The 11330-nt window shown below is 74.5% G+C and carries 11 protein-coding genes, 1 pseudogene and 1 riboswitch; of the genes and pseudogenes, 5 read left to right on the plus strand and 7 right to left on the minus strand.

All coding sequences use genetic code 11. From position 1 onward, the window contains the following. A pseudogene (locus G3I42_RS23280) lies at nt 1–211 on the plus strand (NAD(P)/FAD-dependent oxidoreductase); the annotation flags it as partial. A gap of 330 nt (nt 212–541) precedes the next feature. On the opposite strand, the gene G3I42_RS23285 reads toward G3I42_RS23280, so the two are convergent. The 6 genes from G3I42_RS23285 to G3I42_RS23310 all read right to left on the minus strand — a co-directional run bounded on the left by G3I42_RS23285 (nt 542) and on the right by G3I42_RS23310 (nt 7465). After that, nucleotides 542–1645 (minus strand): hypothetical protein, encoded by a 1104-nt coding sequence (locus G3I42_RS23285; RefSeq protein WP_203607208.1) that lies wholly within the window; start codon nt 1643–1645, stop codon nt 542–544. Between the two features lie 43 nt (nt 1646–1688). Then, nucleotides 1689–2609, minus strand: a complete 921-nt coding sequence (gene metF / locus G3I42_RS23290) for a methylenetetrahydrofolate reductase [NAD(P)H] (protein WP_164288955.1) — start codon at nt 2607–2609, stop codon at nt 1689–1691. A gap of 57 nt (nt 2610–2666) precedes the next feature. After that, nucleotides 2667–3371 carry a thiamine phosphate synthase gene (thiE, locus tag G3I42_RS23295; protein WP_164288957.1) on the minus strand — a complete coding sequence of 235 codons (705 nt, stop codon included), beginning with the start codon at nt 3369–3371 and terminating at the stop codon, nt 2667–2669. 77 nt (nt 3372–3448) lie between these two features. Further along, nucleotides 3449–3814 (minus strand): Rv2175c family DNA-binding protein, encoded by a 366-nt coding sequence (locus G3I42_RS23300; protein ID WP_164288959.1) that lies wholly within the window; start codon nt 3812–3814, stop codon nt 3449–3451. A gap of 109 nt (nt 3815–3923) precedes the next feature. Then, a complete protein-coding gene (locus G3I42_RS23305) occupies nt 3924–5141 on the minus strand; it encodes an FAD-dependent oxidoreductase (protein WP_164288961.1) in 1218 nt (405 codons plus the stop codon). Nucleotides 5142–5356: 215 nt separating this feature from the next. Beyond that, on the minus strand, nt 5357–7465 hold the full coding sequence (locus G3I42_RS23310; RefSeq protein WP_164288973.1) for a TerD family protein: 2109 nt from the start codon (nt 7463–7465) through the stop codon (nt 5357–5359). A 234-nt stretch (nt 7466–7699) separates the two neighbouring features. Next, nucleotides 7700–7810: riboswitch (TPP riboswitch) on the plus strand. Nucleotides 7811–7826: 16 nt separating this feature from the next. Between G3I42_RS23310 and thiO the strand changes: the two genes are divergently transcribed. From thiO to G3I42_RS23325, 3 genes are read left to right on the plus strand one after another with little or no spacing between them, the layout of a single operon-like run. Further along, entirely contained in the window at nt 7827–8957 is a 1131-nt protein-coding gene (gene thiO, locus G3I42_RS23315; RefSeq protein WP_164288975.1) for a glycine oxidase ThiO, read from the plus strand. After that, nucleotides 8954–9166 (plus strand): sulfur carrier protein ThiS, encoded by a 213-nt coding sequence (thiS, locus tag G3I42_RS23320; protein WP_164288963.1) that lies wholly within the window; start codon nt 8954–8956, stop codon nt 9164–9166. The genes thiO and thiS overlap by 4 nt, the downstream gene beginning before the upstream one ends. Nucleotides 9167–9172: 6 nt before the next feature. Next, complete coding sequence (locus G3I42_RS23325; RefSeq protein ID WP_164288965.1) at nt 9173–9967, plus strand: thiazole synthase; 795 nt, start codon at nt 9173–9175, stop codon at nt 9965–9967. 35 nt (nt 9968–10002) lie between these two features. On the opposite strand, the gene G3I42_RS23330 is transcribed toward G3I42_RS23325, so the two are convergent. Continuing rightward, the gene (locus G3I42_RS23330; protein ID WP_164288967.1) at nt 10003–10413 is read right to left on the minus strand and encodes a hypothetical protein; all 411 of its coding nucleotides are present in this window, start codon (nt 10411–10413) and stop codon (nt 10003–10005) included. Nucleotides 10414–10548: 135 nt separating this feature from the next. On the opposite strand from G3I42_RS23330, the gene G3I42_RS23335 reads away from it, so the two are divergent. Next, nucleotides 10549–11330 (plus strand): protein kinase (locus G3I42_RS23335; RefSeq protein ID WP_164288969.1); only part of this gene is annotated, 782 nt, incomplete at its 3' end.

An 11330-nucleotide genomic window follows, 5' to 3' on the forward strand; every position in this document is an offset into this window, starting at 1 on the left:
GACGGGCGCGCCGGGCGGCGCGGTCCCCGCCCCGGCGCTCGCCGCCGGAGGGGGCCGGTGGCTCTACCCGGCCAACTCGACGGCGCTGCCCGGCCTGTACGCGGTGGGCGGCTGGTCCCACCCGGGCGGCGGGCTGCCGCACGCGGGGATGTCGGGGGCGCTCGTGGCGGGGCTGATCGTGGAGGGGGCGGGGTTCACGGGGTCGACGTGAGGGCGGGGGCGGGGTTCACCGGGTCGACGTGAGGGCGGGGGCGTGGTGAGCCGCTTCGCCGGGGGAGCAGTCCTCTGCCGCTGCCGCATGAGCGACGTGGGACGCGCCCAGCCGCCTCGGGTGTGTGAACAGCCCCCTCCCGCCCGAGGGGCGACCCCAATACCATCCTCCCCCAACTCCACCCCCCACCCGCACCATCCACCCAAATCTGTGGATAACTCCGGGAAACCCGTACAACGTCTCACCCGAAAGCGTGAGCAGTTTTCCCGGAAGCTCTGGGCAGAGCTGAGGTGAGCGCTCACTCACCCCGCGCCGACCGCCGGGCACCCCTCACCCCGGATACCCGTACCCGTCGCTGCCCTCGTACGGACCCGCCGGCCACGCCCCGCCCTGCTGCCCGCCCTCGTCGCGCTGGCGCGGCACCCACACCCCACCGGGCGGGGTCTCCTGCGCGCCCTGCTCCTGCGCGGGATAGCCGTAGCCGGACGTCGCGTACGGGTCGGAGTAGGGGTCCGCGTAGGGCTGCTGGTACTGCTCCGGGGCGGCCTGCTGCGGGGCGTACGGCTGCTGCTGCGCGTACTGCTGCCCCCACCCGTCCGTCGTCGTGCCCCACGTACCCGTGGCGTCGCCCTGCACCAGTCCCGCCCACGTGCCGCTGGGGTCCTGGGGCTGTTGCGCGAACGCGCCGCCGAAGGGCGACGCGTTGGCGAAGGAGGAGGTGTCGTATGTGGACGTGTCGTACGCGCCCGTCCCGTACGCGACGGAGTCCGCGCCGGTCCCGTACGCGGCGGCACCCGCCCCCGCGTCGTGCGTGCCCGTCGCGTACCCGGGCTGCTGCTGGTCCCACCCGGCGGGGGCCGCCTCCGGGGCGTAGCCGTGGCCGGTGTACGGGTCGTAGCCGGACTGGTAGCCGGGGGTGTGGTCGGCGACCGGGGTCTGCCACGCGGTCTCGGGGTCCGGCTCGCTCAGGACTCCCCTGCCCTCCGCGACGTTCACCGCGTCGAAGACCGCCGTGGTGGCGGCCTCTTCGGCCGCCGGTGCCGCCTGCGCCTCACCGGCTTCCGGCCTCGTCGGAGCCGGCGCGTCGCCCTCCTCGCGCAGGTCCGAGACCTCCAGCGAGGGACCCCGCTCGCGCTCGCCGCGCACCCGGTCGCCGAGCGCGCCGAGCTTCTCGCCCGCCTTGCCCTTGAGGGCCCAGCCGGCGTCGAAGCCGCGCCGGAAGGAGAGCGTGACGAGGGTCTGCCCGGTCGCGAAGGCGAGGGCGCCGAGGACGATCACGAAGACCGAGGCCATGAGCACGCCGAGCACCACGCCGAGGAATCCCGCGAAGGCGAGCAGGCGCCAGCGCAGCCGCGCCTTGTTCTGGAGCAGCACCTCTCCGAGAAGCCACAACGCCACTACGGCGAAAGCGAAATAGAGGACCGCCCAGCCCATGTACGCCCCTCTCGCCCCGGCATGGGGGCCGGGGTCCGTCGGATCAGGGCCTGTGGTGGGGAAGGCCCAGATTCTCGTGGATCTCCAGTGTCGCCGTGGAGTTGTTGAGCGTGATGAAGTGCAGCCCCGGGACACCCTCGGCCAGCAGTCGCGCGCAGAACTCTGTGGCGAACTCGATTCCCATGGAGCGTACCGCCGCCGGGTCGTCCTTCGCCGCGAGCATGCGTTCTTTCACCGTCTCGGGGAAGGAGGCGGTGCTGAGCCGGGAGAGGCGTTCGAGCTGGCGCACGCTCGTCACCGGCATGACCTCGGGAATCACCGGGGTCTCGCACCCGGCGGCGGCGAGCCGGTCGCGCAGGCGCAGGTAGGAGGCCGGATCGAAGAACATCTGCGTGATCGCGTAATCCGCCCCGGCACGGCACTTGTCGACGAAGTACCGGACGTCGGAGTCCCAGTTCTCGGAGCGCGGATGCATCTCCGGGAAAGCCGCGACACCCACACAGAAATTTCCCGACTCCTTGATGAGGCGCACGAGTTCGGCCGCGTACGTCAGCCCGTCCTCGCGCGCCACCCAGTCCCCGAGCGGGTCCCCGGGCGGGTCGCCGCGCACGGCGAGGATGTTGCGGACGCCGCCGTCCGCGTACTGCCCGATCATGTGGCGCAGTTCGGCGACCGAGTGCTCGACGGCGGTGAGGTGGGCGACGGGCACGAGCGTGGTGTTCTCGGCGATCGCCTGCGTGGCGCGCACGGTGCCGGTACGGGTGCTGCCGCCGGCGCCGTACGTCACCGAGACGAAGCTCGGCGCGACGGCCTCGACGCGGCGCAGCGCGTTCCACAGGTTGCGCTCGCCCTTCGGGGTCTTCGGCGCCCAGAACTCGAAGGAGTAGGAGGGTTTGCCGCTCGCGAGCACCTCCGCCACGGTCGGGTGGTCGGAGGTCCAGGTGGATGCGGTACCGGAGGCCATACCGGCAGGGTAGCCAGAAGCTGCCGGTCAGTGAGGCGAAGCGGGGTGTTATGCCCGTTACGCGGTCTTCTTGTCCACACCGTGGACAGAGGGGGTCTCCAGGGGCAGCGCGCGCACGCGGCGGGCGAGGTCGCGGGCCGCGCCCTCGGGGTCGTCGGCCTCGGTCAGCGCCCGTACGACGACGACGCGGCGCGCGCCCGCGTCCAGCACCTCGTCCAGGCGGGCCGCGTCGATGCCGCCGATCGCGAACCACGGGCGCGGGGTGCCGAGCGCGGCGGCGTAGCGCACGAGGGGCAGGCCGGGGGCGGGACGGCCGGGCTTGGTGGGGGTCGGCCAGCAGGGGCCGGTGCAGAAGTAGTCGACGCCGTCCTGGACGGCCGCGGCAGCGGCCTCCGCCTCGCTGTGGGTCGAGCGGCCGATCAGCGTGCCGGGGCCGGTCAGGGCGCGCGCGGCGGGGACGGGCAGGTCGCCCTGGCCGAGGTGGAGCACGTCGGCGCGGGCGGCGTGGGCGATGTCGGCGCGGTCGTTGACGGCGAGGAGCTTGCCGTGGCGGCGGCAGGCGTCGGCGAGGACCTGGAGCAGTTCCAGCTCCTCGGCGGCCTCCAGGCTCTTGTCCCGGAGCTGGACGATGTCGACGCCGCCGGAGAGGACGGCGTCCAGGAAGCCGGGCAGGTCCCCTTGGCGCTTGCGGGCGTCGGTGCAGAGGTAGAGGCGGGCGTCGGCGAGCGCGGTGCGCGGGTCGCGCGTGGTCAGGTCCGGCATGTCCCACCCCTGTTCGTATGACCTGACGATCATGCCACTCGCCCAGGGGTGGGCGTCACCGTGGTCCGGGGCCCGGCTCAGACGGCCAGTGCCTGGGCGCGGCGCTTCACCTCCGTGCCACGGTTCTCGCTCATGGCCTGGGCGGGGGTGCCGGGCAGGGTCGGGTCGGGGGTGAACATCCACTGAAGGATCTCCACCTCGTCGAAGCCGTCGTCGCGCAGCAGGGTGAGCAGCCCGGACAGTCCCCGCACGACGCGGTCGCCGTCGAGGAAGGCGGCGGGCACGTACAGGGCGTTGTTCTCGCCCCGGCGGACGGCGACGAGCTGGCCCTCCTTGACGAGCTGGCGCACCCGGGTCACCTCGACGTCGAGCCGTTCGGCGATGTCGGGGAGGCTGAGCCACTCGGGGACGAGCGCTTCGGTCTTGGCATCAATCTGGGTCACGGGACAAGCGTGCCATCCCGGGCGGCCGGGCGGTAGCGGGAGGGTCCCCGCGAGCGAAAGGCGCCGGGAAACGAGCCCAGCCCCCGGTCTCTCGGCCCCCGCCCCCGGCTCAGCGCACGGCCGTCTTCAGGGGCCGTGCCGGGTCGGCGAGGAGTACGGGGTCGAGCGTCGCGCCCGAGGCGATGAGCTTGCGTCCCTGGGCGAGGTCGCGGGGGCGGCCGACGGCGAGTACGGCGGCGAGCCGCCCGTCCTCCTCCAGCCAGCACACGGACCAGGACGGCCCGTCCGGGGAGCCGCGCCACACGAGGCGGCTCGCGTCCGCGTGGTCGCCCGCGTACTGCACGAAGCGCCCGAACTGCTCGGACCAGAAGTAGGGCACCGGGTCGTACGGCTCGGCGCGCTCGCCCGTGAGGACGCCGGCGAGCGTGTGGGGGCCCTGGAGGGCGTTGTCCCAGTGGTGCACGGTCAGGCGCCGCCCGTACCGGCGCGAGGGGAAGGAGGCGCAGTCGCCGACCGCGTGGACGTCGGGCAGCGAGGTGCGCAGCCAGGCGTCGGTACGCACCGAGCCGTCCGGGGCGAGGTCGATGCCGGAGCCGTCGAGCCAGCCGGTGACGGGGCGGGCGCCGATGCCGACGAGGACGGCGTCGGCGGGTACGCGTTCGCCGCCCGCGAGGACCACGGCCTCGTCCTCGACAGCGGCGACGCGGGCGCCGGTGCGCAGCCGGGCGCCCGCCTCGGCGTACCACTTCGCCATCGGCGCGGCGACCTCGGCGGGCAGCGCGCCGCTGAGCGGGTGCGTGGTGGCCTCCAGGACGGTGACGGCGCAGCCCGCCTCGCGCGCGGCCGTGGTGAACTCGGCGCCGATCCAGCCCGCGCCGACGACGGCGACCTCGGCGCGGCGCGCGAGGACCGCGCGCAGGGCGCGGACGTCGTCGAGGGTGTGCAGGAGGTGGACGTGGGGGTGCTGGGCGGTGCCGGGGAGCCGTACGGGCGCGGTGCCCGTCGCGAGGACGAGGTGGTCGTAGCCGAGCGGGCCCTCGCTCGTGTCGATCTCGTGCGCGGCGGCGCGCAGCCCGGTCGCGCGCACGCCGAGCCGCAGCTCGGTCCCGAGCGCGGCGAAGTCGACGTCGAAGGCGGAGGTCTCGGCGCTGCCGAGGAGCACGGACTTGGAGAGCGGCGGACGGTCGTACGGGGCGTGCGGCTCCTCACCGAGCAGGACGACGTCCCCCTCGTACCCCTCCTCGCGCAGCGCCACGACGGTCCGCACGCCCGCCATCCCGGCGCCGACGACGACGACCCGCCCCTGTTGCTCCCGCTCTCCGCTCACGCCCGCAACTCTAGGCCGCCCACCCCCGCCCCCGAGCCCACTCCCCCACGAGATCCCGCCCACACCAGCCCCTTTCGCACCCGGCCCGGGACGAAGGACCGAGGGCACTCGGGCCGGGGGCGTGGGCCCGGCGGCGCGGGCACGTGGGTCCGGGGTCCGAGGGACCCGGGCGGGACGGCCCGGGTCCCTCGGTGCGGGTGGTCCCGGCGGGCGGCTCAGTCCGCGGCGGGCCGCCTGGCGCCGGTGCGCCGCTTCCCGTAGAGCCTGTCGAGCGGGCCCACGACCGCGCCGTGGAAGCGGCTCACCGCTTCGTCCACGCTGCGGATGAAGCCCGATTCGGTGTTGCCGCGCCGCGTGCCCATGCCCTTGAAGAGGGAGAGCCGGAAGCCGGTGATGCGTTCCCCGCTCCTGGGCAGCAGGTCTCCGGGCTCGCGGCGCAGATGTTCCAGGGTGCCGCGCGGGCCGGTGTCCCCGCCCTCGGTCAGGGTCTCGATGTGCAGGTCGGCCGGTGCTTCGGCGAGGTCGCGCACGAGCCGTTTGGCCCAGGCGAGCGGGTACCCCTGCTCGGGCGCGGTGACGTCGAAGGAGGTACGGATCTTCGCGGTCCGCAGGTCCACGGCGACGCCCAGCGCGCCCGCTGTCCCGTCGATCCGCAGTTCGGCGGTGAGGCGTCCTTCCTGGCAGAGCGCGTCGGCCATCTCGGTCCGCCGGGCGACGGCGTCGGTACCGCGCCGGGCGCGCTGCACCGGCAGGACGCGCTGTCCCAGCTCTCCGCCGAGCCCGAGCGAGACCTGCCGCATCAGGCGCTCCCAGCTCTCCACCGCCGCGAGGGCGCGCGGGTCGCCCTTGCAGAGCGTCTCGTCCTGGATGCCGTCCCGTACGGGCACCCAGGCGGGCCCCATGTTCTGGAAGCCGTGGCAGCCGGAGTTGTCGTGCCGCAGGTAGTGGAGGAGTTCTTCGAGGAGCCAGGCGTGGGCGGCGTTGCGGACGCCCTCGTGCCGGATCAGCATCTGGGCCTGGTGGGTCACCTCGGCCCAGGACAGGTGCCAGAGGGCGACTTTGTTCCTGCGGCGCCGGTCGACCCGTACCTCCACGAGCGGACTGCCCTCCAGGGCGACGTCGTTGGAGACGGTGACGACCGCCTCGTAGCCCCGCCGGCTCGCGATGTCCGCGTACGCCTGGACCTGTTCCTGGCGCAGCGCGTTGCCGTTGGTCTTGGTCTCGACGAGGGCGGTCCACAGCTTGCCCGCGCGCTCGACCCGGATCACCCCGTCGGGGCGGCGCGGCGAGTCGCCGTGCGGCAGTGCCACCTCCGTGAAGGTCTCCATGCGTCCGGCGGGGGCGCCGAACCCGGCGGTGAGCCGCCGCCCGAACTCCGGCACCTGCGCCATCACGGCGAGCAGGACGGAGGTGGCGCGCATCTCCCGGTCCCTGTCGCTCTTGAGCGCGGAGACGGGGAAGAGGCGCGCGCCGTGCCACGCCTCGCTCTCGGCGAGGGACTTCACGGGCACGGCGGCGCGGGTGACCTTCTTCTTGGCGGTACGGGGCCGGGCCGGGCGGGCCGCTCGCGCCGCGTCGTCGGCGGCGCCGCGCGGAGCGGGGACCGGGGCGGGGGCGGCCGGGGCCTCGGGTTCCTGGGCGGACGCGGGTTCCGGTGCGGCAGCGGCGCCGTCCGTGGCCGCCGTGCCGTCGGCCGCCGTGCCGTCCGTGGCCGCTGTGGTGGGCGGCTCCTCGCCGGAGGGCTCGTCCACCGTCTCCGGGGCGGCGGCCGTCTCGGTGGCGGCGTCGTCGTCGATGTCGACGCCGTGGTCGGTGACCAGCGCGGCGAAGCCGCCCTGGTAGCCCTGCCCCACCGCGCGGAACTTCCATGCGCCGCCGCGGCGGTAGAGCTCGCCGAAGATCAGCGCGCTGACGGGCCCCGGGTCCCCCACCGGGTAGCACAGCAAGGGGTCTCCGCCGCTGTCGCTCAACGTCAGGCGGACCTCGTGGAGTTCGTCGAAGCGCAGTTCCCCGTACCGGCTGGCGGCGATGAGCACGGTGGCCACGTCCTCCGGAACGGCCGTCAGGTCACAGCTGATCCGGTCCTCGCTCCCCTCCCCCACCGGGGTCTTGCCGAGCAGCTGGACGCTGCCGTCCGCGGCACTGGGGTTGTTGTAGAAGTACAGATCCGTGTCGTCGCGTACCTTCCCGTCCTCGCCGAGCAGCAGGACGGAGACGTCCGCGTCCCCCTCGCCGGTGGGGCTCTCCCAGCCGAGGCCGACGATGACCGTCCCCGCCTCGCCGTCGCCGAGTTCCCCCAGTCCGACGTTCGCTCCCTTGATCATGTGGTGCACGCGGCCTCCGACCACTCGTCCACCCGGCACGAGGTCCCCCCTCTCCCCGCCGCGCGTCGCGATGTGAACAAACGGCGGAGCCCGGGTGAAGGGAGTGATTGTATCGGCCACTTGGGACAGCGGGGGCGTTATCGAACAGATGGGGCACGAACGCGCGGGCACCGGGCGGGAGTCCGTCCGACCGGCCCCGCCTTCTGCTTCTCGCGCCCCCTCGTTAGGCTGAGCCGCGCACACCGCGGGAGTCCGGGCGGACCGGGCTGAGAGGGGGGCTGCGGCCTCCGACCGTATGAACCTGATCCGGGTCATTCCGGCGAAGGGAGGGGGCTTTGTGGCCAGTGGTGGAGATGTCCTCGTGGTCGGGGGCGGGATCGTCGGGCTCGTGACGGCGTGGCGGGCCGCGCTCGGTGGGGCGCGGGTGAGCGTGGTCGATCCGGAGCCGGGGGGCGGGGCGGCGCAGGTCGCCGCCGGGATGCTCGCCGCCGTCACCGAACCGCACTACGGCGAGGAGGCGTTGCTGGCGCTCGGGCTCGCCTCGGCGCGGCGGTGGCCGGAGTTCGCTGAAGAACTGGGCGAGGCGAGCGGGCGGGACCTCGGGTACCGCGCCTGCGGGACGCTCGCCGTCGCGCTGGACGCGGACGACCGCGCCGAACTGCGCGAACTGCACGCCCTGCACACGCGTCGCGGGCTCGACTCGCAGTGGCTGACGGGCCGTGAGTGCCGCCGCCTGGAGCCGATGCTCGCGCCGGGGATACGGGGCGGGCTGCGCGTCGAGGGCGACCACCAGGTCGATCCGCGCCGGGTCGTGGGGGCGCTGCTCGTCGCGTGCGCCCGGGCCGGGGTGGGGTTCCGGCGGGAGAGGGCGGCGCGGCTCGTCGTGGAGGGGGACCGGGCGCGCGGTGTCGTGCTCGCGGACGGGGCGCGGGTGGACGCGGCCCGTACGGTGCTCGCGGCCGGGTGCTTCAGCACGGACCTGGCGGGCGTGCCGCCCGAGGTCGTCGTCCCCGTACGGCCCGTGAAGGGGCAGGTCCTGCGGCTGCGGATGGACGGCGCGTACGCGGAGTTCCTGCGGCGCACGGTGCGCGCGGTCGTACGGGGCGGGAGCCTCTACCTCGTGCCGCGCGAGAACGGCGAACTCGTGGTCGGCGCGACGAGCGAGGAGCGGGGCAGGGACACGACGGTCACGGCGGGCGGCGTGTACGCGCTGCTGCGCGACGCGCACGAACTGCTCCCCGGCATCACCGAACTCCCGCTCACCGAGACCCGCGCCGGGCTGCGCCCCGCCTCGCCGGACAACGCGCCGGTTCTCGGCCCCACGGCGCTCCCCGGGCTGCACCTCGCGACGGGCCATGGCCGCAACGGGGTCCTCCTCGCCCCCGAGACGGGCGCCGTCATGGCGCACGCCCTCGTCCACGACGCGCTGCCGGAAGCCGCGCGCCCCTTCACCCCCCAGCGATTCACGAGAAGCCCGGAGCCCGTGCTGTGAACCTCGACCTGACCGTGAGAGTCAACGGCGCCGAGCGCGCCGTCCCCCCGGGCACGACGCTCGACACGCTCGTCAGCGGGCTGAGCCGGGCCCGTATGGGCGTCGCCGCCGCCGTCAACGAGACGGTCGTCCCGCGCGGCGACTGGCCCGCGACCGTGCTCGCCGCGGGGGACCGCGTCGAGATCCTGACCGCTGTCCAGGGAGGCTGAGGACCCATGGCCGACGATCCTTTCGTCCTCGGCGGGACGACGTACTCCTCACGCCTGATCATGGGCACCGGCGGCGCGCCCAGTCTCGACGTCCTGGAGCGCGCGCTGACCGCTTCGGGCACGGAGCTGACGACGGTCGCGATGCGCCGTCTGGACCCGGGCACGCAAGGTTCGGTGCTCTCGGTGCTCGACCGGCTCGGCATCCGGGTGCTGCCGAACACGGCGGGCTGTCACACGGCGGGCGAGGCGGTGCTCACGGCGCGGCTCGCGCGCGAGGCGCTCGGCACGGACCTCGTGAAGCTGGAGGTCGTCGCGGACGAGCGCACGCTGCTGCCCGATCCGGTGGAACTGCTCGACGCGGCCGAGGTCCTCGTCGACGACGGCTTCACCGTGCTCCCCTACACCAACGACGACCCGGTGCTCGCCCGGAAGCTGGAGGACGTGGGCTGCGCGGCCGTCATGCCGCTCGGCTCCCCGATCGGTTCCGGGCTCGGCATCCGCAACCCGCACAACTTCCAGCTCATCACGGAACGGGCGCGGGTCCCCGTGATCCTCGACGCGGGCGCCGGTACGGCCTCGGACGTGGCGCTCGCGATGGAGCTGGGCTGCGCGGCGGTGATGCTCGCCTCGGCGGTGACGCGGGCGCGCGAGCCGGAGTGGATGGCGCGCGCGATGCGGCACGCGACGCAGGCGGGCCGCCTCGCCCACCGCGCGGGCCGCATCCCGCGCCGCCACTTCGCCGAGGCGTCCTCCCCGGCGGAGGGCCGCGCCGAGCTGGACCCGGAGCGCCCGGCGTTCTGAGGTACGGGGCGGGGCGGCCCCGCACCCGTACCGCCTCACCCCCCGCTCCGCACCCCCGTCAGGTGGTCCCGGAACTCCTGGAAGGCGTGCCACCCCGAGGTGTCCCCCGCCTCGGTGAGCACCCAGCCCGCCGGGTCGCAGGCGCGGGCGCCCAGTGCCCCGGCGATGCGCAGGACGACGGGAAGCACGTCGTCCCCGCCGCCGCGCACGTGGAGCATGACCGCGTCGACCGGCTCCGTGTCGCCGATGTTCAGCTCCATGGACCAGCCGGGCCCCTCCAGCTCGCCCCAGGCCGGGTCGGAGAGGTCCGCCCCGGGCACCGCCTTCGCGAGGGCGGCGAGCACGTCGGCGCGCGGGCCGAGAGGACGCTCCGGGGAGCCCCCGGACAGGTCCTCCACCGAGGCGCACCCCTCGGGCAGCCGCAGCACCAGCACGTCCCAGCTCATGTCCAGATCCTTCCGTCCGGCCACGTGGGGGGCGGGCGAGCGCGCCCGGTGACCGCCTCCACCGTGCCATCCGCCACTGACACCGCGTGACACCGCCGCCCCGGACGGCCGCCCGCGGCCCCGTAGACTCGCCGCGTGGACACAAGGCCGGCCGATCAGAACGCCCCGCTCGTCGGGAAGGTCCTCGACGGGCGGTACCGGGTGGACGCGCTCATCGCGGCCGGGGGCATGTCGACCGTGCACCGCGCGGTCGACCTGCGCCTGGACCGGGTGGTCGCGCTCAAGGTCATGCGTCCCGAACTCGCCACCGACGCGGTGTTCGTCGAGCGGTTCATCCGCGAGGCGAAGTCGGTGGCGCGGCTCGACCACCCGAACGTCGTGAGCGTCTTCGACCAGAACGCGGACGGCGCCTTCGTGTACCTGGCGATGGAGTACGTGCCCGGCTGCACGCTCCGCGACGTGCTGCGCGAGCGCGGGGCGCTGAGCCCGCGGGCCGCGCTCGACATCCTGGAACCGGTCCTCGCGGGGCTCGGCGCCGCGCACCGTGCGGGCCTCGTGCACCGCGACATGAAGCCGGAGAATGTCCTGATAGGGGACGACGGCCGGGTCAAGGTCGCTGACTTCGGTCTCGTACGCGGCGTGGGCACCGACTCGCGGTCGACGGGCGCCGTCCTCGGCACCGTCTCCTACCTCGCGCCCGAGCAGATCAGCGACGGCGCGGTCGACGAGCGCGCCGACGTGTACGCGTGCGGCATCGTCCTCTTCGAGATGCTGACGGGTGGCAAGCCGCACCTCGGCGACACCCCCGCGCAGGTCCTCTACCAGCACCTGAACGCCGACGTCCCGGCCCCCTCCGGCTTCTTCCCCGGCCTCGACCCGGCCTTCGACGCGCTGGTGGCCGCCGCCGCGGCGCGCGA

The organism is Streptomyces sp. SID11385 (genome assembly GCF_010548245.1).
Taxonomy (GTDB): domain Bacteria; phylum Actinomycetota; class Actinomycetes; order Streptomycetales; family Streptomycetaceae; genus Streptomyces.

Bases quoted from the DNA above. Each gene is read 5' to 3' on its own strand.
- G3I42_RS23285 (WP_203607208.1), bottom strand. From the start codon at position 1,645: ATGGGCTGGGCGGTCCTCTATTTCGCTTTCGCCGTAGTGGCGTTGTGG.
- metF (WP_164288955.1), bottom strand. From the start codon at position 2,609: ATGGCCTCCGGTACCGCATCCACCTGGACCTCCGACCACCCGACCGTG.
- thiE (WP_164288957.1), bottom strand. From the start codon at position 3,371: ATGCCGGACCTGACCACGCGCGACCCGCGCACCGCGCTCGCCGACGCC.
- G3I42_RS23310 (WP_164288973.1), bottom strand. From the start codon at position 7,465: ATGATCAAGGGAGCGAACGTCGGACTGGGGGAACTCGGCGACGGCGAG.
- G3I42_RS23325 (WP_164288965.1), top strand. From the start codon at position 9,173: ATGGCCGACGATCCTTTCGTCCTCGGCGGGACGACGTACTCCTCACGC.
- G3I42_RS23330 (WP_164288967.1), bottom strand. From the start codon at position 10,413: ATGAGCTGGGACGTGCTGGTGCTGCGGCTGCCCGAGGGGTGCGCCTCG.